This window comes from Altererythrobacter epoxidivorans, from assembly GCF_001281485.1.
Classification (GTDB): Bacteria; Pseudomonadota; Alphaproteobacteria; order Sphingomonadales; family Sphingomonadaceae; genus Erythrobacter; species Erythrobacter epoxidivorans.
On the sequence record NZ_CP012669.1, the window covers coordinates 1,001,958 to 1,021,456 of the forward strand.

General features: G+C 60.0%; 23 protein-coding genes and 1 riboswitch. Of the genes, 11 read left to right on the forward strand and 12 right to left on the reverse strand.

What is annotated here, in order from left to right; translation table 11 throughout:
• Positions 1-2: 2 nt before the first annotated feature.
• Genes purL through AMC99_RS05110 form a run of 3 tightly spaced genes read right to left on the reverse strand, consistent with a single transcriptional unit; the run spans position 3 to position 3,352 of the window.
• The gene (gene purL, locus AMC99_RS05100; RefSeq protein ID WP_061923651.1) at positions 3-2,255 is read right to left on the reverse strand and encodes a phosphoribosylformylglycinamidine synthase subunit PurL; all 2,253 of its coding nucleotides are present in this window, start codon (positions 2,253-2,255) and stop codon (positions 3-5) included.
• Positions 2,256-2,265: 10 nt separating this feature from the next.
• Complete coding sequence (locus AMC99_RS05105; RefSeq protein ID WP_061923654.1) at positions 2,266-2,946, reverse strand: hypothetical protein; 681 nt, start codon at positions 2,944-2,946, stop codon at positions 2,266-2,268.
• Positions 2,947-2,950: 4 nt separating this feature from the next.
• Positions 2,951-3,352 carry a DUF2177 family protein gene (locus AMC99_RS05110; RefSeq protein ID WP_061923656.1) on the reverse strand — a complete coding sequence of 134 codons (402 nt, stop codon included), beginning with the start codon at positions 3,350-3,352 and terminating at the stop codon, positions 2,951-2,953.
• Between the two features lie 67 nt (positions 3,353-3,419).
• Between AMC99_RS05110 and AMC99_RS05115 the strand changes: the two genes are divergently transcribed.
• The 9 genes from AMC99_RS05115 to tgt all read left to right on the forward strand — a co-directional run bounded on the left by AMC99_RS05115 (position 3,420) and on the right by tgt (position 10,582).
• Positions 3,420-3,686: an exodeoxyribonuclease VII small subunit gene (locus tag AMC99_RS05115; RefSeq protein WP_061927746.1), complete on the forward strand. Its 267-nt coding sequence runs from the start codon at positions 3,420-3,422 to the stop codon at positions 3,684-3,686.
• An 8-nt stretch (positions 3,687-3,694) separates the two neighbouring features.
• A complete protein-coding gene (locus AMC99_RS05120) occupies positions 3,695-4,594 on the forward strand; it encodes a polyprenyl synthetase family protein (protein WP_061927748.1) in 900 nt (299 codons plus the stop codon).
• On the forward strand, positions 4,591-5,103 hold the full coding sequence (gene coaD, locus AMC99_RS05125) for a pantetheine-phosphate adenylyltransferase (protein WP_061923659.1): 513 nt from the start codon (positions 4,591-4,593) through the stop codon (positions 5,101-5,103). Before AMC99_RS05120 ends, coaD begins: the two co-directional genes overlap by 4 nt.
• Positions 5,104-5,204: 101 nt before the next feature.
• Positions 5,205-5,900: a peptidylprolyl isomerase gene (locus AMC99_RS05130; protein WP_061923662.1), complete on the forward strand. Its 696-nt coding sequence runs from the start codon at positions 5,205-5,207 to the stop codon at positions 5,898-5,900.
• 38 nt (positions 5,901-5,938) lie between these two features.
• Complete coding sequence (gene queA, locus AMC99_RS05135) at positions 5,939-6,970, forward strand: tRNA preQ1(34) S-adenosylmethionine ribosyltransferase-isomerase QueA (protein ID WP_061923664.1); 1,032 nt, start codon at positions 5,939-5,941, stop codon at positions 6,968-6,970.
• Positions 6,971-6,979: 9 nt separating this feature from the next.
• A complete protein-coding gene (locus AMC99_RS05140; protein WP_061923667.1) occupies positions 6,980-7,927 on the forward strand; it encodes an ABC transporter ATP-binding protein in 948 nt (315 codons plus the stop codon).
• Positions 7,924-8,694: an ABC transporter permease gene (locus AMC99_RS05145; protein WP_061923670.1), complete on the forward strand. Its 771-nt coding sequence runs from the start codon at positions 7,924-7,926 to the stop codon at positions 8,692-8,694. Before AMC99_RS05140 ends, AMC99_RS05145 begins: the two co-directional genes overlap by 4 nt.
• A 112-nt stretch (positions 8,695-8,806) precedes the next feature.
• Entirely contained in the window at positions 8,807-9,355 is a 549-nt protein-coding gene (locus tag AMC99_RS05150) for an outer membrane beta-barrel protein (RefSeq protein WP_061923673.1), read from the forward strand.
• Positions 9,356-9,454: 99 nt separating this feature from the next.
• Positions 9,455-10,582 (forward strand): tRNA guanosine(34) transglycosylase Tgt, encoded by a 1,128-nt coding sequence (gene tgt, locus AMC99_RS05155; protein WP_061923676.1) that lies wholly within the window; start codon positions 9,455-9,457, stop codon positions 10,580-10,582.
• Here tgt and AMC99_RS05160 read toward each other — a convergent pair.
• Entirely contained in the window at positions 10,567-10,842 is a 276-nt protein-coding gene (locus AMC99_RS05160; protein ID WP_232301515.1) for a hypothetical protein, read from the reverse strand. The two genes, tgt and AMC99_RS05160, sit on opposite strands and share 16 nt — an antisense overlap.
• A gap of 2 nt (positions 10,843-10,844) precedes the next feature.
• On the reverse strand, positions 10,845-11,801 hold the full coding sequence (locus tag AMC99_RS05165) for a TauD/TfdA family dioxygenase (protein WP_061923683.1): 957 nt from the start codon (positions 11,799-11,801) through the stop codon (positions 10,845-10,847).
• A 48-nt stretch (positions 11,802-11,849) separates the two neighbouring features.
• Between AMC99_RS05165 and AMC99_RS13855 the strand changes: the two genes are divergently transcribed.
• Positions 11,850-12,887 (forward strand): hypothetical protein, encoded by a 1,038-nt coding sequence (locus AMC99_RS13855; RefSeq protein ID WP_061923685.1) that lies wholly within the window; start codon positions 11,850-11,852, stop codon positions 12,885-12,887.
• 64 nt (positions 12,888-12,951) lie between these two features.
• On the opposite strand, the gene rpsD is transcribed toward AMC99_RS13855, so the two are convergent.
• Positions 12,952-13,566, reverse strand: coding sequence for a 30S ribosomal protein S4 (gene rpsD / locus AMC99_RS05175; RefSeq protein WP_061923689.1), 615 nt, complete (start codon positions 13,564-13,566; stop codon positions 12,952-12,954).
• A 207-nt stretch (positions 13,567-13,773) separates the two neighbouring features.
• Between rpsD and AMC99_RS05180 the strand changes: the two genes are divergently transcribed.
• Positions 13,774-14,085, forward strand: coding sequence for a chorismate mutase (locus AMC99_RS05180; RefSeq protein ID WP_061923692.1), 312 nt, complete (start codon positions 13,774-13,776; stop codon positions 14,083-14,085).
• Here AMC99_RS05180 and AMC99_RS05185 read toward each other — a convergent pair.
• The 6 genes from AMC99_RS05185 to rpoD all read right to left on the reverse strand — a co-directional run bounded on the left by AMC99_RS05185 (position 14,075) and on the right by rpoD (position 19,493).
• Entirely contained in the window at positions 14,075-14,806 is a 732-nt protein-coding gene (locus AMC99_RS05185) for an RNA methyltransferase (protein ID WP_061923694.1), read from the reverse strand. The genes AMC99_RS05180 and AMC99_RS05185 overlap by 11 nt on opposite strands.
• A gap of 1 nt (position 14,807) precedes the next feature.
• Positions 14,808-15,284 carry a transcriptional regulator NrdR gene (gene nrdR / locus AMC99_RS05190; protein WP_061923697.1) on the reverse strand — a complete coding sequence of 159 codons (477 nt, stop codon included), beginning with the start codon at positions 15,282-15,284 and terminating at the stop codon, positions 14,808-14,810.
• On the reverse strand, positions 15,285-15,518 hold the full coding sequence (locus tag AMC99_RS05195; RefSeq protein ID WP_198143576.1) for a hypothetical protein: 234 nt from the start codon (positions 15,516-15,518) through the stop codon (positions 15,285-15,287).
• A 10-nt stretch (positions 15,519-15,528) separates the two neighbouring features.
• Positions 15,529-16,833 carry a serine hydroxymethyltransferase gene (glyA, locus tag AMC99_RS05200; RefSeq protein ID WP_061923700.1) on the reverse strand — a complete coding sequence of 435 codons (1,305 nt, stop codon included), beginning with the start codon at positions 16,831-16,833 and terminating at the stop codon, positions 15,529-15,531.
• 8 nt (positions 16,834-16,841) lie between these two features.
• On the reverse strand, positions 16,842-17,279 hold the full coding sequence (rpiB, locus tag AMC99_RS05205; RefSeq protein ID WP_061923703.1) for a ribose 5-phosphate isomerase B: 438 nt from the start codon (positions 17,277-17,279) through the stop codon (positions 16,842-16,844).
• A 17-nt stretch (positions 17,280-17,296) separates the two neighbouring features.
• Positions 17,297-17,378: riboswitch (ZMP/ZTP riboswitch) on the reverse strand.
• A 54-nt stretch (positions 17,379-17,432) separates the two neighbouring features.
• The gene (rpoD, locus tag AMC99_RS05210; RefSeq protein WP_061923707.1) at positions 17,433-19,493 is read right to left on the reverse strand and encodes an RNA polymerase sigma factor RpoD; all 2,061 of its coding nucleotides are present in this window, start codon (positions 19,491-19,493) and stop codon (positions 17,433-17,435) included.
• Positions 19,494-19,499 lie beyond the last annotated feature (6 nt).

Here is a 19,499-nt window from a genome sequence, read left to right on the forward strand (position 1 = left end):
CGTTACGCTTCCATCCAGTCCTTGAAGAAGCTCTGGTGGGCCTCGCGAAGGTCCTTAAGCGATACACCCAGCAGGCTGTCTCCGCCGACTGTACCGACACGGTAGAAGCCGACCATTTCGGCCTCTGCGATTTCCGGTCCTTCGGCCAGGGTGCGGTTGAAAGCGTCGATCTTGTCCGCGCTTACAGTCATCACATATCGCGACTGGTCTTCACCGAACCACCACTGCGCCGCGGTGTAATTCTCGCTACCCTGCACGTCGGCACCCAAGCCACCGGCCAGCGCCATTTCGGCAAGCGCGACTGCGAGGCCGCCGTCGGAAAAATCGTGCACGGCGTTCACCAGTCCGGCTTCGATCAGGCGGCGAATGATCTGACCTGCGCCGAGTTCTGCGGCGAGATCGACCGGCGGGGCACGGCCATCGTCGCGGTTGTGGACGATATCCAGCCACAGCGACTTGCCGAGGTGTGAGCGGGTCGTATCCGGCCGCGCCCAGAATTCCGGCGCCAGCATGTAGATCGCATCGCCTTCGTTCTTGAAACCGTGCGTCATCATCTGCGCATAGTCGTCGATGATGCCCACGCCGCCGATGGCGGGGGTCGGAAGGATCGCGCTGCCGCCGCCCGTCGCCTTGCTTTCGTTATAGAGGCTGACGTTGCCGCTAACGATCGGGAAGTCGAGCGCCCGGCATGCATCGCCCATGCCTTCGAGAGCATAAACGAACTGCGCCATGATCTCTGGTCGCTGCGGGTTCGCAAAGTTGAGGCAGTTGGTCACGGCCAAGGGGCGTGCCCCGACCGCGCAAAGGTTGCGATATGCTTCGGCGATGGCCTGCTTCCCGCCTTCATAGGGGTCGGCATGGACATAGCGCGGCGTGCAGTCGGTACTGATCGCGAGCGCTTTCTTCGTGCCATGAACCCGCACGACGCCGGCATCGCCGCCGGTCTGCAGCGTATCGCCCATCACCTGGCTGTCGTATTGCTCCGAAATCCAGCGGCGCGAGGCAAGGTTGGGGTGCGCCATCATCTTGAGCAGGTCGGCACCCACATCGTCCGTGTCGGGCGCGTCGGTCATCGGCGTGATACCGGCCCAGGCGGTGTAATCCTCTTTCGATAGATAGGGACGGTCATATTCCGGTGCGTCTGCCGCGAGCGGCCCGAGCGGAATGTCGCACACGACTTCGCCGCCGAATTCCAGCACCATGTGCTGCGTATCGGTCACTTCGCCGATAACGGCAAAGTCGAGTTCCCACTTCTTGAAGATTGCCTCTGCCATCGGCTCCTTGCCGGGCTTCAGCACCATGAGCATGCGCTCCTGGCTTTCCGAGAGCATCATCTCGTATGGCGTCATACCCGTTTCGCGGCAGGGGACCTTGTCCATGTCGAGGCGGATGCCGGCCTTGCCATTGGTCGCCATTTCGACGCTGGAGGAGGTGAGGCCCGCTGCGCCCATGTCCTGGATCGCAACAATGGCATCGGTCGCCATCAGTTCGAGGCACGCTTCGATCAGAAGCTTTTCGGTGAAGGGATCGCCGACCTGGACGGTGGGGCGCTTGGCTTCCGCATCTTCCTCGAAATCCGCGCTAGCCATGGTCGCGCCGTGGATGCCGTCGCGCCCGGTTTTCGAACCGACATAGACGATCGGATTGCCTACGCCAGTGGCAGCCGAGTAGAAGATCTTGTCCGCATCTGCGACGCCGACGGTCATCGCGTTGACGAGGATGTTGCCGTCGTAAGCGGGGTTGAAATTCGTTTCGCCTGCGACGGTCGGCACGCCCACGCAGTTACCATAGCCGCCGATTCCGGCAACGACACCTTTGACCAAGTGCTGCATTTTCGGATGGTCGGGCCGTCCGAAACGAAGCGCGTTGGCGTTCGCCACCGGGCGTGCGCCCATGGTGAACACATCGCGCAAAATGCCGCCTACGCCGGTCGCGGCACCCTGGTAAGGCTCGATGTAGCTCGGGTGGTTGTGGCTCTCCATCTTGAAGATGGCGGCCTGTCCGTCGCCGATGTCGATCACGCCGGCATTCTCGCCCGGGCCACAGATGACCCACGGCGCCTCTGTCGGCAGCTTCTTCAGATGCAGGCGCGAGGATTTGTAGGAGCAATGCTCCGACCACATCACCGAGAAGATCCCGAGCTCGACCAGATTGGGCTCGCGGCCAAGGGCGTGCAGGACGCGCTCGTACTCTTCCGGCGAAAGGCCGTGCTGTTCGACGATTTCGGGCGTGATGGATTCGGCGGCGTTTGACATGTCCGCGCCCTTAGCGGGGCATGCTTGGCACCGCTAGCCCAACTTGCCGTTTATGCCACCTCGTGTCGTCCACCCACCAGGCGAGCGCGGTCGCAATCGCATAGCTCACCAGCGCCAGGACGTAGAGACCGATGCCCGCCTGCTGGGGAGCGCCGCCAAACCAGTCGATCGCCTGCATTGCGAACAGTGCGATAATCAGGATGATCGCAGGGCCGATCGGTCCCTTGGTCGTTCGCAGGAACCACACGAAAGCCGCGAGGGTCAGGATGATCTCGAGCGGCATCTCGATCCAGGGATAGTTCCACAGTCCCAACCCCATTTTCGGCGGGCTGCCTGCCAGTGTCAGGTCTGGCCGGTGCACCAGCCAGTCGAGCACCCAGTGCGACATCACGACAATGGCGCCGAGGAGGGCGGGGACGAGCTGGCGATATGAAACGAACAGGAGCAGGCCGAACGCCAATGCCCACACACCACTGCCGAGCAGGCTGTGAGTGTAAGGCATGTGATAAAGATCCATCCCGTTCATCGCCGTGATGCCGGGGGTGATCCGCATTTTCTCGACGCCGAAGATCGCGAGCGTGAAGAATGCCCAATCTACCAGTTGGGCACCGATGAACAGGGTGGCGAGCTTGGGCGCTCTCGACGAAACGGCTGCCGCGGCAAAGGCGGGCGCGAAGTGACCTATGAACATCGGCTCAGCCGGTCACCTTGAGAGTAATTGCGGTCGCGACAGCGCATGCTGCGCCGGTTGCAACCGCGCCCCATGCGATATCCATGACCGAGATATAGGAGGACCAGGTCTTGAAAACGGCCTGACTGGTCAGGTCGAATGTCGCGTAACAAAGTGCGCCGAGGATCGCGCCATTCAGCATGGCGCTTACAACGCTGCCTGCTTCCAGGCCGGGCCGGATTGCGAAATAGACCATTCCGAAAAGATAAATCACGTAGAACAGGAGCGCCGGCACGACACGGAAGCTGTCTGCCATCATCTCGCCTATCACCGGGCGATAGAGATTGGGCCCGGCCCAGCGCAACCAGATTGAATCCAGAATGCCGAAAGCGATGGCCGCCACGATGTAAGCGATCACGTATTGCATGCGAGTCTGTCCCCTGTTTTTTCGTTAGCCTTGACCGCCAGAGCGGTGCCGGTCAATGCTCGCCTTTATGGAAGACCCTGAAACCGCAGGCGCGGATACCGATATCTCGACGATGAGCTTCGAACAGGCGCTTGGTGCGCTCGAAGAGATCGTTCAGCAGCTCGAACGCGGCGACGTTCCGCTCGACCGCTCGATCACTCTGTATGAACGCGGAGAGGAATTGCGGAAGCATTGCCAGGCCAGGCTCGATTCGGCCCAGAAGCGGATCGAGCGCATTGTGGCCGATCAGTCCGGTCAGGCCGTTGGCACCCGCCCACTCGACGAAGAAGTCTGATTGTGGACATGACGACCGAATCGCAAAGCCTGTCGGACGCTCTCGGTCAGATACAAGCCGAGGTCGATTCGCTGTTCGATGCGCTACTGCCGGTCCCGCAGGATACCCGCGCGCGGCTGGTCGAAGCGATGAGATACGCGGCGATTGGCGGAGGCAAGCGGATCAGGCCGCTGCTCGTCGTCGCAACTGCGGAATTGTACGGCGTCGATCGCAATCAGGCCGTTCGCGCAGGATGCGCGGTCGAATCCATCCACGTCTATTCGCTCATCCACGACGATTTGCCGTGCATGGACGATGACGACATGCGGCATGGCCATCCGACCGTGCACAAGACCTATGATGACGCGACGGCGGTCCTCGCGGGTGACTGCCTTCATGCCATGGCGTTCGAAATCCTGTCGGACCCGGACATGAGCGGCGACCCCTTCGTCAGGGCCCAGCTCGTCGAATGCCTGGCCAAGGCAAGCGGCAAGGACGGTATGGCGGGCGGACAGATGATGGATATCGTCGCCGAGGATGAAGATTACGATCTGCATACCGTGACCCGCCTGCAGCAGTTGAAGACAGGCGCGCTGCTGGCGGCATCTGTCGAAATGGGCGCCATCCTGGGCCATGTTCCGCCGGAAGGCCGCAATCACCTACACGCCTATGCCCGCGATATCGGGCTTGCCTTCCAGATCGCCGATGACCTGCTCGACGTCGAAGGTGACGAGGAGAAGGCCGGCAAGGCTTTGCGGAAGGACGAGGAGCAGGGGAAACAGACTTTCGTGACCCTGATGGGGGCGGACAAGGCACGGGAACAGGCACGCGCGCTGGTCGACCAAGCGATCGGGCATCTTTCGGGATATGGACCTGAGGCGGACCTGCTTCGGTCGATTGCCCGGTTTATCGTGGAGAGGGACAGATGACTGAACGCATCGGCATTTATCCGGGCACTTTCGATCCGATCACGCTCGGCCATGCGGACATCATCCGCCGCGGCAGCAAGCTGGTCGACAAGCTGATCATCGGGGTGACGACGAACCCGTCGAAGAACCCGATGTTCTCGACCGAGGAACGCCTCTCGATGGTCGAGCGGGAAGTCGGCGCGCTCGGTCTCGACAATGTCGAGGTGGTCGGTTTCAACGCATTGCTGGTCAAGTTTGCGCAGAAACAGGGCGCCAACGTCCTGATCCGCGGTCTGCGCGCCGTTGCCGACTTCGAATACGAGTATCAGATGGCCGGCATGAACCAGCAACTCGACGATGAAATCGAGACTGTATTCCTGATGGCGGATGTTTCACTCCAGCCGATCGCCAGCAAGCTGGTGAAGGAAATTGCCCTGTTCGGCGGCGACATCACGCCTTTCGTGAGCCAATCGGTTTGCGAGGACGTGATCGAGCGGGTGAAGGCGAAGGGCCAGCTGGGCGATTATTGATCGCGGCTGTTGAGCGCTCCAGATCATTCATTGCAGTGCAAGTCTGGCGCGGCTAGACCGCCAACCGACATTGAGACAACTGTTTTTACGTGAAGGCACACATGCTGAAGAACATTTTTGCTGCGGCAGCGACGCTCGCGCTCCTTTCGGCTCCGCAGGCCGGTTTCGCTCAGGATGAGGCGTCTTCCGAAGATGCGGCAGCGACGCCCCAGGCTCCCAGAACCTATGACAAGCTGAATTTCGACGCAGCCGAAGACCGCGACAATATCTGGGTGCTCGACCTTTCCAATGGCGAGCGCGTGATGATCCGCCTGATGCCCAACTGGGCGCCCAACCATGTCGAGCGTATCAAGACGCTTACCCGCCAGGGTTTCTACGACGGGATCATCTTTCACCGCGTGATCGACGGTTTCATGGCGCAGAGCGGCGATCCGACGGGAACAGGTCAGGGTGGCTCCGAACTTCCCGACCTGAAGGAAGAATTCAACCCGATGCCGCACCTGCGTGGCACGGTCTCGATGGCTCGCGCAGCTTCGGAAGACAGCGCGAACAGCCAGTTCTTCATCGTGTTCTATCCGCGTTTCAGCCTCGACAAGCGTTATACCAACTTTGGCCGAGTGATCTCGAACATGGGCGGCGTTGACGCGATTGTCCGTGGCGAACCGCCGGCGAACCCGACCCGCATCGTACAGGCGTCGATCGCATCGGATGACAAACCGGTTCCGGTCGTCCGGCAGACTGCGCCGAGGCCGACTGACATTTCAGCCGAGATGCTGAGCGCGCCGATCAGCGAGTAGGGTTTTCAACGCGCTTCGGCGGGCCTAGTGGGCGTGCCATGCGTGTTGACCTGTTCGATTTCGATTTACCGACAGAATTGATAGCCCTGCGTCCTGCGAAACCGCGGGACGCTGCGCGCATGCTCGTTGCGAAAGGTGGCGACCAGCCTCTGATCGATGCGGGCGTGCGCGACCTGCCGTCTTTCCTGCGTGTAGGCGATGTCCTCGTTTTCAACGACACCCGCGTCATTCCGGCGCAACTGGAAGGAATGCGGGGTGAGGCCAAGATAGGCGCCACGCTGCACAAGCGCATCGATCTGCGGCGCTGGCAGGCTTTCATCCGAAATGCGAAACGCGTACGCGAGGGGGATCAACTCGTCTTTGGCGGCGGTGTGACTGCCATTGCGGAAACTCGCCATGACGACGGCAGTTACTCGCTGTGTTTTGGCGGCGACGAGCCGGTCGAGGTTTTGCTGGAACGCGCCGGGCGCATGCCTTTGCCACCCTATATCGCGGGCAAGCGTCCGACGGACGAGCAGGATCGCGAAGACTACCAGACGATGTTTGCGGAAAAGGATGGGGCAGTCGCTGCTCCGACAGCCGCTCTCCATTTTACGCCGCAATTGCTGGCTGCATTGAAGGATGCAGGAATAAGGTCGGAAACGCTTACTTTGCATGTCGGCGCGGGTACTTTCCTGCCCGTGAAAGTGGACGATACGGACGACCACCGGATGCACGCCGAATGGGGAACCATCAGCGAGGAAACAGCTGACAGGTTGAATGCGGCGCGTGCCGCAGGCGGGAGGATAATCTCGGTCGGGACGACATCGCTGCGGCTTCTCGAAAGTGCTGCGCGTGACGATGGAACGATCATGCCGTTCGAAGGCGATACTTCGATTTTCATCACGCCAGGCTATCGGTTCAAGGCCATCGATGGGCTAATGACCAATTTCCACCTGCCGAAATCGACCCTGTTCATGCTGGTGAGCGCACTGATGGGGCGCGAGCGCATGCAGGAAGTCTATGCCCATGCGATTGCGAACAGCTATCGCTTTTATTCCTATGGTGACTCGTCGCTTCTGCTCCCGTAATCGGGTCAGATGAGCGAAACGATCCTGCAGCTTGAAGGGCTGACCAAGACCTACCGCGGCGGATTGAAGGCGCTCGACGGTGTCGACCTGACAATTCGAAAAGGCGAAATTTTCGCGCTTCTCGGCCCGAATGGCGCGGGCAAGACCACACTGATCGGATCCGTCTGCGGTCTTGTCCGGCCGAGCAGCGGAACAATCAAGGCATTCGGTCTCGACATGCGGCGGGACTGGCGTGAAATCCGGTCGCGCATCGGCCTTGTCCCCCAGGAACTCTCGACCGATATGTTCGAGAAGGTGATCCACGCGGTCAGTTATTCGCGGGGCCTGTTCGGTCATCCGCCGGACAGTGCGCGCATCGAGGAAGTGCTCCGCTCGCTCAGCCTGTGGGACAAACGGGATTCGCAGATCCGTGAACTTTCGGGCGGGATGAAGCGGCGAGTGCTGATTGCGAAGGCGATGGCGCACGAACCGGACCTGCTGTTCCTGGACGAACCGACCGCCGGTGTCGATGTCGAGCTCCGCCGTGACATGTGGCTGCAGATCGCCGCCATGCGCGCGCGCGGGACGACCGTGATTCTGACGACGCATTACATCGAGGAAGCCGAGGAAATGGCCGACCGTGTCGGCGTGATCAACAAGGGGCGGGTGCTGATGGTGGACGAGAAGGATGCCATGATGGCGCGCCTCGGCAGGACCGAGGCAGTCATTTCGCTCACATCGCCGCTTACATCACTTCCCGACGCGATCGCGCGTTTGCCGGTGGAACTGGCCGACGATGGTCACTCGCTTTGCTATCGCGGAGGAGACGGTACCGGCAAGGGCAAGGCCGAGGTTGCAGAGCTGACCAAACTGCTGGTCGCGTCAGGGATCGACTACGACGGGATCGATATTCATGAAAGCACGCTCGAGGATATCTTCGTCGGGCTGGTGGCCGATGGCGGGGAGGGGCAGGCATGAGGCATTTCAACCTCCGCGGCGCCTGGTCGATCTACACGCGAGAGCTGATGCGGGCCTTCCGCACGGCCTTCCAATCGATCCTCGCTCCGGTCCTGACGACCTCGCTCTATTTCATCGTGTTCGGCTCGGCGATTGGCGGGCGGATGCCACCAATCCTGGGCGTCGATTATGCGCAATTCATCATACCGGGTCTGCTGATGCTCACCTTGCTGGGCGAGACGACCAGCAATGCGAGTTTCGGGATCTACATGCCCCGCTTCACCGGGACGATCTATGAATTGCTTTCTGCCCCGGTTGGTGTTGCGGAAACGCTTATCGGTTTCGTCGGCGCCGCGGCTACGAAAAGCCTGATCCTGGCGGCGATCATTCTTGGGACCGCTCACCTGTTCGTCGATTACACCATAGTTCATCCATTCCTGGCGATCGGCTTCATCTTGCTGGTCGCGGCGAGTTTCTCGCTGTTTGGCTTTATCCTGGGTGTTTGGGCCGATAGCTTCGAAAAGCTCGGCATCATTCCGATGTTGATCCTGATGCCGCTGACATTTCTCGGAGGGACATTCTACTCCATCGATATGCTGCCCGAGCCTTGGGACAAGATCGCGCTCGCCAACCCCATCGCTTTTCTTGTGAGCGGCCTGCGCTGGACATTCTACGGAGTATCGGATGTGCCGATAGGGATATCTTTCGGCCTGACACTCGTGTTTTTATGTGTCTGTATTGCAACTATTACGGTTATATTTCGCACCGGATGGCGTTTGCGCGAATAATCGGATTGTCCGGAAATATCGTTCACCTAAATGAAAGTTGCGCCTGATCAAAACGGCGTTGCTTCCTCGGGATGGAAGCAAAAAGATCTCATTTAGGAGGAATACAAGTACCATGAAAAAGCTTGCTCTGATGACGGCTGCAGCCGCTGTTGCAATTGCTGCCCCGTCGGTCGCCAGTGCACAGGAAGCTACTTCGGAAGCTTATGTCGGTCTTTCGGCCGGTCTGCATGACCTCGGTGCAGATGACGTTGCTGAAGATTTCGGCATCGAAGTCGACGATTCTGCCGTGATCTTCGGCGTTGTCGGCGGCGTTGATTTCCCCATGGGTTCGACCACCTTCGCTGGTGTTGAAGGCAACTTCCACCTCGGCACCGGTGCTGTCGATTCCGAATACGGCGCTTCGGCACGCTTCGGTTTCCGCTCGGAAGGCGGCGCGAAGTACTACGTTCGTGGTGGCTACCAGTGGGTCGACATCGACGTTGAGGAACTGCTCGACATGGACCTCGGCGGTCTCGAAGACGACGTTGACGACACCGGCGGCGACTACCTCGTCGGCATCGGTGCAGACTTCCCGGTTGGCCAGGGCGCCTTCCGCGTGAACGTCGACACGATCAGCTTCGACACCCTGCGCGGCACTGCCGGTTTCGTTTTCAACTTCTGATAACGACGCAAACTGATCCGGAGGCTGGCTTGCACTGCAGGCCAGCCTCTTTTCATTTGTCGGATGACAGGCCCGACTTCGGAAGCTAGCGCACCGTCCATGGCCGAACGCTTCAAATTCGAGATCTCCGCCACCGACGGCAAGGCACGCACCGGACGCATTTCCATGCTGCGCGGCGATATTCGTACGCCCGCTTTCATGCCTGTCGGCACGGCCGCGACAGTAAAGGCAATGAAACCGGAGGCGGTGCGCGAAACGGGTGCCGACATCATCCTCGGCAATACCTACCACCTGATGCTGCGGCCTGGTGCCGAACGGGTTGCTCGACTGGGCGGCCTGCACCAGTTCATGAACTGGGAGCGCCCGATCCTCACCGATAGCGGAGGGTACCAGGTGATGAGCCTGTCCGACCTTCGCAAGCTGACCGAGGAAGGGGTGGAATTTCGCAGTCATATCGATGGCTCGAAACATATGCTGACGCCCGAACGCAGCATGGAAATCCAGCGCTTGCTCGGTTCGGATATCGTCATGGCTTTCGACGAATGTCCGCGTGCCGACCAGTCGCGCGAGGTCATTGCGCGGAGCATGGAAATGTCGATGCGCTGGGCGAAGCGCAGTCGTGATGCTTTCGATAGCGGTGGGGAGCACGCAGCACGTGCAGCCTTGTTCGGGATACAGCAAGGCGCACTCGATGAAGACCTGCGCCGTATCAGTGCCGAGAAGCTGACCGAGATCGGCTTCGACGGTTATGCGGTAGGTGGGCTAGCCGTTGGCGAAGGGCAGGAGGCTATGTTCGCAACGCTCGATTTCGCGCCTGATATGCTGCCGCAGGATCGCCCGCGCTACCTCATGGGCGTCGGCAAGCCCGACGATCTCGTCGGCGCTGTCGAGCGCGGCATCGACATGTTTGACTGCGTTTTGCCAACGCGCTCAGGCCGCAACGGCCAGGCGTTCACCTGGGACGGTCCGTTGAACCTGCGGAACGCGCGCCATGCCGAGGATACCGGCCCGCTCGACGAACGATGTGCTTGTCCGACTTGCGGGACCTATTCACGCGCCTACCTGCATCATTTGCAAAAGTCGGGCGAGATACTGGGTGCAATGCTGGTGACCGAGCACAATCTGAGCTTCTACCAGCAACTGATGCAGGCCATGCGCGATGCGATCGGGGAAGGGCGCTTTACTGCATTCGCCGCAAAATTCAGGCAGGATTATCTCCAGTCCTGAAGGCGTGAACCGCCTTCGCCGAACTCCAGCAACGTACCACGATACGGTGTGAATCGGCCCGAATACTGGTCGTAAAACCCGGCGCCGATGGCATTTGCCTGCGCTTGCGCTTCTTCCAGTGTCGGATACCATTTCCCGACGCGATTTTTCGTAATGAAACGGTATTTGCACATGATTTTATGCAAATACGTCAATGCTTTGCCGGTTCCCGCAATCCATCGGGCGATTGCTAAAAAGAGAGGCTTTTTTGGGCCGTTCAAAATTAGCTGTCGTCCGGCCGGTCCGGCGGAATGAATGTCTCGCGCCTCCAGATCGGGTCAGCTATTTCCACTCCAAGCCGTGTCACACCTTTGAGATAACCGAAGTAAGTCGCAATGCGGCGACCATCCGGGTTAGCAATGGCCTTTCGTCCATGCATGAAACGGCTGTTGTCCAGCAAGACAACGTCGTTCTGCTGCCATCGGTGCGAATAGGTTTGCGATCGTGCGACCGAGCGGATCTGGTCGAGCATTTCGTCCGGAATTGGTTTTCCGTCCATCAGCGGGAATCTTGTCGACCGCAGATAATCGCGGGCGAAAAGAATGAAATTTACGAACGCACCTTCGTTCTGGAAGAGGGTCGGCTCCAGCGCTGGGCGGGTAAATCCGCGCAGCACCCGATCCTCGCGGCGGCGAAACCAATATGGGCAGCTGGCTGGAGGGTTGGCCAGCAATTCGTCGGAAGGCTCCCGCGTGCCGAGCCAGAATTCGAGAACATCCGGCGAAGCTGCACGGATATAGAACAGAGTGCCTTTTTCGAGCTGCGCCCGAACATCGGGTGGCAGGTTTCTGGCGATGGCAATCCCGTCGCAAATATTGGTCTGCCCCCCGACCTCAGGAGGCTCGATGCATCCGAACATTGCCAGGTCGGGCCGCCATGGCTCTCGCGAAAGCTCGGGGTGGAGAGGAAAAGGGTCGCTGCCGAGGTTTACCGTCTGGACCGCTCCGTCCTTGTGAAGAAGTTCACGATTGGGACTCTCGTTATAGGAAGCGGACGTGCACAGGTTGCTTCCCAACGCGGCAAAACTGTCAACGTCGGTTTCGAACCCGCGCAGGAGCACCGCGCCATGCTTTTCGATCTCAGCGCGGACTCGGTCGACGTCGACATCGTTGAGCGAGCGTCCGTCGCCTTCAACAAGGACGGGAGTGGAAGGTTTTGCCAGTGTATCCAGAGCGGTCATGGCCAAGCTAGATAGTCTATCCTTGAACTGCATGCTAGGGCAGGTCGCATGTCGATTACACTTGCCGATGTGCTCAACGATCCGCGTATTTTCCTCTACGAAATGGATGCGGATTCCGCCCATTTCCTGCAGATGAAGCGAGAGGATTACCTCCGTTCGATCTTTCTGGATGGGCGTATTCGCCATGCGGGTGCTCCGCCGATCCAGGCGCCGTTGAACCAGCTACTCTCCGGCTATGAGAATGCTCCGGGAGAAACGCGCAGCATCGGGTGGATTTTCCACATAGCCCAGTGCGGTTCGACATTGCTCGCCCGGGCGCTCGATCACCCGGGTCGTAGCCTGGTTCTGAGAGAGCCGGCAGCGCTCCGCCGTGTCGGTATTCGCGCAGGCGGCAGTGGACAACTGGACGAGATGGGCGAGCGGTTGTTGCCCATGGTGCGCCACGCTCTGGCCAAGCGATGGGAACAAGGCGCTCCTTTGGTGATCAAGGGCACGGTCCCTGTCAATTTCATCGCGGATCGATTGATGCGGATAGAGCCAGAAGCTCCTGCCGTAATGTTGTATTTCCCGCTCTCAAATTACGTGGCTGCGACATTGCGCACGCCCGGCCATGTCGATTGGACCGAGCGCGTATTCGACGAAATGCGCATGGCCGACAGCGAATGGTGTGAGCATGCTGCGGCAAATTCGCCCGCCGAGAAAGCCGCTGCTCTGTGGCTGTCGCAAATGATCCTCTACAGCCGCTTGCTGGACGAATTCCCCAACGTGTACAGCCTTCATGCGGCAGAGATTTTCGACAACGCAGAAGATACGGTGATCGCCGCGGCAGAGTTGTTCGGCGTATCGTTGCGACCGGGCGAAGCCCGCGAGATCTGCGAGAGCGAGCTCTATCACTCTTATTCCAAGAACCCGGCCCTCGATTACGATCCCGAAGTCCGCCTTGCGCGCGAGGCAGAGTCTATTGCGAGGCTCGAAAAGGAGATCGCAGCAGCGCATGCCTGGGCTGCGCAAGCTGCCGAAAAGTTCGCGCTGCCCGAGCGGTTTTCAAAGCCGCTGGTCGGGGATGCGCCACGACTTCTGCAGTAGAGATTGGCCAACAAAAAAGGCGGCCCCGAGGGACCGCCTTCTTTTTTCCGGATGATCCGAAAGATCAGCGCGAATAGAATTCGACGACCAGGTTCGGTTCCATCGTAACCGGATAAGGAACTTCGTCGAGCTTCGGCACGCGGGTGAAGGTCACCTTTTCGTTGCCGTCGGTCGAAACGTAGTCGGGAATGTCACGCTCGGGCAGGCTCTGCGCTTCGATAACGAGAGCCATTTCCTTGGCCTTGTTGCCGAGGCTGATGACGTCGCCGACGTCGCAACGACGGCTTGCAACGTTACACTTCACGCCGTTGACGCGAATGTGACCGTGGCTGACGAGCTGGCGTGCAGCGAAGATCGTCGGAGCGAACTTTGCGCGATAGACGATCATGTCGAGACGGCGCTCGAGCAGGCCGATGAGGTTCTGACCGGTGTCACCCTTCATACGGGTCGCGTCGGTGTAGGTGCGCTTGAACTGCTTCTCGGTCACGTCGCCGTAGTAGCCCTTGAGCTTCTGCTTGGCGCGAAGCTGCAGACCGAAGTCGCTCATCTTGCTCTTGCGGCGCTGGCCGTGCTGGCCCGGACCGTAGGAACGCTTGTTCACCGGAGAATTCGGACGACCCCAGATGTTTTCACCCATCCGGCGGTCGAGTTTGTACTTGGCGCTCTTGCGCTTCGACATATGTCGTATCCTTCAATTTGCTGAGCCACCCCATTGGCGGCCATTCAACCCGGCATCGCACCGCTGGATCGTGTCATCCAACGCGGCCACCGCTTCACCGGGATACGGGGCCAATTCGCGAAGGCGCGCAAATAGCAATTTCGCGGCTTTCGTCAAGGGCGGAATAGATGCTCGACATCGCGCGCGTGGCAAGGCAGGGGCGCGCATATGAAAACCGATTACCTCTTGCCCGACGATTGCCGCGATATGAGCGAAGTTCGTACCGGGGTCGATGCGACCGACCGCGAGCTGATGGCGCTGCTTGACAGGCGTTTCGGCTATATGCGGGCAGCGGCGCGCATAAAAGCCGATCGTGGCCATGTTCGCGACGAGGCACGCAAGGCCCAAGTGATCGAAAATGCGCGCGCGGACGCGATTGAACGCGGCCTTCCGGGCGAAAAAATCGCGGAAATCTGGGAGCTTCTCGTTGAAAGCTCCATTGCCTACGAACTCGTCGAATGGGACAGGATCAGGAGCTGATCCGATCCTTCGGCGCGCGTTCGAGGGAACTGAGCACCCCGCGCAGCGTCCGCACTTCAAGATGGTTCCAGCCCGGCTTGGTCAGCAGGGTGCGCAAGGTCTTGCGGGTCGCGTCCGCACGGGCCTCGGGAAAAAAATAGCCTTTCGGCTCGAGCATGCCTTCCAGATGGGCGATCATCCCGTCCAACTCTTCCTGAGGAGCGGGTGGCAGATGTTCCTCTTGCGTCGGTTGAACGACCGATGCCTGCTTCGACCATTCGTAGGCGCAGAGAATCACGGCCTGGGCCAGGTTGAGCGATCCGAATTCAGGATTGATCGGAACGGTCAGAATGGTGCGGGCGAGGGCGACATCTTCTGTTTCAAGTCCGGAGGCCTCGCGTCCGAAAAGGATTGCGCTCTTGCCAGGTTCCGCGTGGATGGCGCGCGCTGCTTCATCCGGGCCGACAACAGGTTTGGTCACGCCCCGCTTGCGCACGGTGGAGGCATAGACATGGGTGCAATCGGCGACCGCTTCGGCAGTCGTGTCGTAGATCTTCGCCTGGTCGAGGATGATGTCTGCGCCGGCCGCTGCCGGACCGGCGGAAGGATTGGGCCAGCCGTCTCGCGGCGCGACAAGTCGCATCTCGGTCAGCCCGAAATTGAGCATGGCGCGCGCGGCCTTGCCGATATTTTCGCCCAGTTGCGGCCGGACGAGCACGATCACGGGCTGATTTCCGGCCATCTCAGGCTCCGGTTGTCTCGGTCTGTGCGGCTTCCTGCACGGTGCTGGCGAATTCCTCGAAGTCCTTTGCCTCGCTGAAGTCGCGATAGACGCTGGCGAACCGGATATAGGCCACGGTGTCGATCTGGCGCAGGCCGTTCATGACCATCTCGCCGATCCGTGCCGAGGCGACCTCTGAGTCTCCAGCGGTCTCGACCTGGCGCTGGATCCCCGAGACGAGTTGGTCAATCCGCTCCTGCTCCACGCTACGCTTGCGACAGGCGAGGGCGACAGACTGCTCCAGCTTGCTGCGATCGAAGGCTTCGCGGCGGTCGCCGCTCTTCACCACGATGACTTCACGCAATTGAACGCGCTCGAAAGTCGTGAACCTCGCGCCGCAGCTTGAACATTGGCGGCGTCGACGGATCGAAGTGCTGTCTTCGGTCGGTCGGCTGTCCTTTACCTGGCTGTCATCATGCGCACAAAACGGACACCGCATTCAGGGGCGTATCCGTTTGTACAGCATGAAACCGGCGCCAGCGATCAGGCCTACCGGCCATGTCACTACCGGCAAGAGCGCACCTGCAACCGCGCCGACTGCTGCACCTGTCAGCACCGGTTTGGTAGAGGGGTGCTTCATGCCTTCTTTCGCTATGCCTTTGATTTCAGCCGTCGCGTCGGGGATCAGTTCGTGATCCTGGTGCTTTGGTTCCTGGGGGTCGTCTGCTGCCATTGTCTGTTCCTCACATGCCCGGATAGACCGGGAAGTCCGCACAGAGTTCGCTGACCTTGCGGCGGACGCTTTCTTCGACTTGCGCATCCCCCTCGGGCCCGTTTTTCGAAAGCCCTTCGACAACTTCGGCGATCAGGGCACCGACCTTGCGGAATTCTTCGGTGCCGAAACCGCGGGTGGTGCCGGCCGGAGTGCCGAGGCGAATGCCGCTGGTCACGAAGGGGCTGCGCGTGTCGTAGGGGATACCATTCTTGTTGCAGGTGAGCCAAGCGCGATCGAGGCCCTTTTCGGCGTCCTTGCCGGTAACGTCCTTTGCCGTCAGATCGACCAGCATCGAATGGTTGTCGGTGCCGCCCGAAACGATGCGCAGGCCATTTTCCTCAAGGCTTGCTGCAAGTGCGCGGGCGTTGGCGACGACCGCTGCAGCATAATCCTTGAAGTCGGGGCGCAGCGCTTCGCCGAAAGCGACGGCCTTGGCCGCGACGACATGCATCAACGGGCCACCCTGCATACCGGGGAAGACCGCCATGTTGAGCGGCTTGGTCAGATCCTCGTCATTCCAGAGGATGACACCCGAGCGCGGGCCGCGCAGGCTCTTATGCGTGGTCGTGGTTACGACATGTGCATGTGGGAAGGGCGAGGGGTGGGCACCCCCAGCGACGAGCCCCGAAATATGGCTCATGTCGACCATCAGGTAGGCCCCGACTTCGTCGGCAACCTTGCGGAACGCTTCCCAATCCCACACCCGCGAATAGGCGGTGCCGCCTGCGATGATGAGCTTGGGCTTGTGTTCTTTCGCAATCGCCATGACTTCGTCCATGTCGATACGCTCGTCTTCCTTGCGCACGCCATAGGCTACGGGATTGAACCACTTTCCGCTCATGTTGACCGGTGAACCGTGGGTAAGGTGCCCGCCCGAATTGAGGTCGAGGCCCATGAACGTGTCGCCAGGCTGGAGTAGCGCGAGAAACACCGCCTGGTTCATCTGACTACCGGAGTTCGGCTGAACATTGGCGTAATTGCATCCGAAGAGCTGCTTGGCACGTTCGATTGCCAGCGTTTCGACGACGTCGGCATAATCGCACCCGCCGTAATAGCGCTTGCCCGGGTAACCTTCGGCGTATTTGTTGGTGAAGACGCTGCCGGTCGCTTCGAGGACTGCGCGTGAGGCGATGTTTTCGCTCGCGATCAGTTCGATCTTGTCCTGCTGGCGCTTCAGTTCCTTGCGAACGGCGGCGAAAATTTCCGGATCTGCCTGTTCGAGCGTGTCGTTCCAGAATCCCTGCATCGGGCGATTGAGCGTGTCGGTGGTCATGGGATTACTCAGCAACTGGGGTTGGAAAGCTTGTCGACGCGGCGCTGGTGGCGCCCGCCGGCGAATTCGGTTTCGAGAAATGCGGTCACGCATGCCTTGGCCATGTCGATCCCGGTCAGGCGCGCGCCGATGGCGATGCAATTTGCATCGTTGTGTTCGCGGCAAAGCTCAGCCGACAGCGGTTCTGAAACGAGTGCGCATCGAACGGCGGGATTGCGGTTCACGCTGATGGAAATGCCGATGCCGCTTCCGCAGAGCGCAATTCCGCGTTCGGCAGTGCCGTCGGCGACGACACCGGCGAGTTTATAGCCGAAGTCGGGATAATCGACGCTATCGTGCGAATCCGGGCCGAGGTCGGCAACCTCGTGCCCTTCTTCGATCAACCACTCGCGCAGAGCGGCCTTCAGGTCGATGGCTGCATGGTCAGAAGCGATCGCAATGCGCATGGCACACCTTTGTTGTTGGAGGGTGCCCAGACGAGCGGCAAAACAAGGCTCGCGCTCCACGGCGGTGCTCCGCCTGTCTCGTCAGTTACGCAAGCGAATCGCGATATATTGAAGCCGCCGCAGACTCGCAAGCGGGCAAGGGCGGCTTCCTGTTTACTGATCCAGGAAGCTGCGCATCTTGCGGCTGCGGCTCGGGTGCTTGAGCTTCCTAAGCGCCTTCGCCTCGATCTGACGGATGCGTTCGCGGGTGACCGAGAACTGCTGGCCGACTTCTTCCAGCGTGTGATCGGTGTTCATGCCGATACCGAAACGCATGCGCAGCACGCGCTCTTCGCGCGGGGTGAGCGAGGCAAGGACGCGGGTGACGGTTTCCTTGAGGTTCGCCTGGATCGCGGCGTCGACCGGGATGATCGCGTTCTTGTCCTCGATGAAATCGCCGAGGTGCGAATCCTCCTCGTCGCCGATCGGCGTTTCAAGGCTGATCGGTTCCTTGGCGATCTTCATCACCTTGCGGACCTTCTCGAGAGGCATGGACAGGCGCGCTGCCATTTCCTCGGGGGTCGGCTCGCGGCCTTCCTCGTGAAGGAACTGGCGCGAAGTGCGAACCAGCTTGTTGATCGTTTCGATCATGTGGACCGGGATACGGATCGTGCGTGCCTGGTCGGCGATCGAGCGGGTGATCGCCTGCCTGATCCACCAGGTGGCATAGGTGCTGAACTTGTAGCCGCGGCGGTACTCGAACTTGTCGACCGCCTTCATCAGGCCGATGTTGCCTTCCTGGATCAGGTCGAGGAACTGCAGGCCGCGGTTGGTGTATTTCTTGGCGATGGAAATCACGAGGCGCAGGTTGGCCTCGACCATTTCCTTCTTCGCGATACGCGCTTCGCGCTCGCCCTTCTGCACCATGTTGACGATGCGACGGAACTCTTCGAGCGACATGCCGGTCTGGCTCGCGATATCCGCGATTTCGGTGCGGATACGGTCGATCGCATCGGCTTCCTTCTCGGCGAAGGCAGCCCATTTCTTGTCCTTCTTCGCCTTTTCAGACAGCCAGTTCTCGTCCAGCTCGTTGCCGACATAGGCATTGAGGAAGTCGATACGCTTGACCTTGTGACGCTCGGCAAGGCGCAGCATCTGGCCGCCAAGGGCCGTCAGGCGGCGGTTGAAGGCATAGAGGTTGTCGACGAGGAATTCGATCTTCGTCGCGTGGAACTGGACCGATTCAACCTCGGCCGTCAGCTCTTCGCGAAGGGCCTCATACTTCCGTTCCTTCGCGGCGGGGAATTCGTCGCCTGCAGCAAGGATATCGACGCGTTCTGCCTGAAGCTTCTCGAATGTCTTGAACAGCTTGGTGATACGCGCAAAGCGTTCGATGGCATCCGGCTTGAGAGCGGCCTCCATCTGGGCGAGGGACATGGTGTTGTCTTCCTCGTCCTCTTCCTCGCGACGCTTGGACGAACCTTCTTCGCCGTCTTCGTCGTCGGAATCGCTGTCATCGTCGTCGTCGGCATCATCGTCGTCGCGGATGGTCGGACCTGCGGTTTCTTCCGAAATCTCGCCATCGTCGTCATCGTCTTCGGCGTCGTCGGCAAGCTTGTCCGCCGGCGGTTCCTTCGAAAGCATGGCGTCGAGATCGAGGATCTCGCGCAGCTGCATGTCTTCGTTGTTGAGCGCTTCGGACCACTGGATGATCGCGTGGAAGGTGATCGGGCTTTCGCAAAGGCCCATGATCATCATGTCGCGTCCGGACTCGATACGCTTTGCAATGGCGATTTCGCCCTCGCGGCTGAGGAGCTCGACTGCCCCCATTTCGCGCAGATACATGCGTACCGGATCGTCGGTACGTTCACCGGTGGCGGTTTTCTTGGCGGCAGCAGCCGTCGTCTTCTTGGCGGTTTTCTTGGTCTCGCCGTCATCGTCGTCGTCATCGGAATCGTCGTCGACGGTCATTTCCTCGACTTCGGCATCCTGTTCCGCCTCGGCTTCGGCTTCCTCGTCGTTCTCGACGATCTGCACGCCCATTTCGGAAAGTGCAGTTTGGATGTCCTCGATCTGATCGGGGCTCATCTCGCCTGAAGGTAGCGCTTCGTTGAGCTCGTCATAGGTGACGTAACCCTTTTTCTTCGCCTTCGAGATAAGCTTCTTGATCTGCGCTTCGTTCAGATCGATCAGCGGCGCATCGTCTTTGTCAGCGCCTTTTGCGGTGGAGGCCATATGCTC

Excerpts from the sequence above, each read along its gene's own strand:
- AMC99_RS05165 (WP_061923683.1), bottom strand. The coding sequence starts at position 11,801 with ATGACCGCTCTGGATACACTGGCAAAACCTTCCACTCCCGTCCTTGTT.
- coaD (WP_061923659.1), top strand. The coding sequence starts at position 4,591 with ATGACTGAACGCATCGGCATTTATCCGGGCACTTTCGATCCGATCACG.
- AMC99_RS05185 (WP_061923694.1), bottom strand. The coding sequence starts at position 14,806 with ATGGCCGGAAATCAGCCCGTGATCGTGCTCGTCCGGCCGCAACTGGGC.
- AMC99_RS05110 (WP_061923656.1), bottom strand. The coding sequence starts at position 3,352 with ATGCAATACGTGATCGCTTACATCGTGGCGGCCATCGCTTTCGGCATT.
- AMC99_RS05145 (WP_061923670.1), top strand. The coding sequence starts at position 7,924 with ATGAGGCATTTCAACCTCCGCGGCGCCTGGTCGATCTACACGCGAGAG.
- tgt (WP_061923676.1), top strand. The coding sequence starts at position 9,455 with ATGGCCGAACGCTTCAAATTCGAGATCTCCGCCACCGACGGCAAGGCA.
- AMC99_RS05120 (WP_061927748.1), top strand. The coding sequence starts at position 3,695 with ATGACGACCGAATCGCAAAGCCTGTCGGACGCTCTCGGTCAGATACAA.
- rpiB (WP_061923703.1), bottom strand. The coding sequence starts at position 17,279 with ATGCGCATTGCGATCGCTTCTGACCATGCAGCCATCGACCTGAAGGCC.
- AMC99_RS05105 (WP_061923654.1), bottom strand. The coding sequence starts at position 2,946 with ATGTTCATAGGTCACTTCGCGCCCGCCTTTGCCGCGGCAGCCGTTTCG.
- AMC99_RS13855 (WP_061923685.1), top strand. The coding sequence starts at position 11,850 with ATGTCGATTACACTTGCCGATGTGCTCAACGATCCGCGTATTTTCCTC.
- purL (WP_061923651.1), bottom strand. The coding sequence starts at position 2,255 with ATGTCAAACGCCGCCGAATCCATCACGCCCGAAATCGTCGAACAGCAC.
- AMC99_RS05130 (WP_061923662.1), top strand. The coding sequence starts at position 5,205 with ATGCTGAAGAACATTTTTGCTGCGGCAGCGACGCTCGCGCTCCTTTCG.
- AMC99_RS05195 (WP_198143576.1), bottom strand. The coding sequence starts at position 15,518 with ATGGCAGCAGACGACCCCCAGGAACCAAAGCACCAGGATCACGAACTG.
- AMC99_RS05140 (WP_061923667.1), top strand. The coding sequence starts at position 6,980 with ATGAGCGAAACGATCCTGCAGCTTGAAGGGCTGACCAAGACCTACCGC.
- AMC99_RS05180 (WP_061923692.1), top strand. The coding sequence starts at position 13,774 with ATGAAAACCGATTACCTCTTGCCCGACGATTGCCGCGATATGAGCGAA.
- rpsD (WP_061923689.1), bottom strand. The coding sequence starts at position 13,566 with ATGTCGAAGCGCAAGAGCGCCAAGTACAAACTCGACCGCCGGATGGGT.
- AMC99_RS05115 (WP_061927746.1), top strand. The coding sequence starts at position 3,420 with ATGGAAGACCCTGAAACCGCAGGCGCGGATACCGATATCTCGACGATG.
- rpoD (WP_061923707.1), bottom strand. The coding sequence starts at position 19,493 with ATGGCCTCCACCGCAAAAGGCGCTGACAAAGACGATGCGCCGCTGATC.
- AMC99_RS05150 (WP_061923673.1), top strand. The coding sequence starts at position 8,807 with ATGAAAAAGCTTGCTCTGATGACGGCTGCAGCCGCTGTTGCAATTGCT.
- glyA (WP_061923700.1), bottom strand. The coding sequence starts at position 16,833 with ATGACCACCGACACGCTCAATCGCCCGATGCAGGGATTCTGGAACGAC.
- nrdR (WP_061923697.1), bottom strand. The coding sequence starts at position 15,284 with ATGCGGTGTCCGTTTTGTGCGCATGATGACAGCCAGGTAAAGGACAGC.
- queA (WP_061923664.1), top strand. The coding sequence starts at position 5,939 with ATGCGTGTTGACCTGTTCGATTTCGATTTACCGACAGAATTGATAGCC.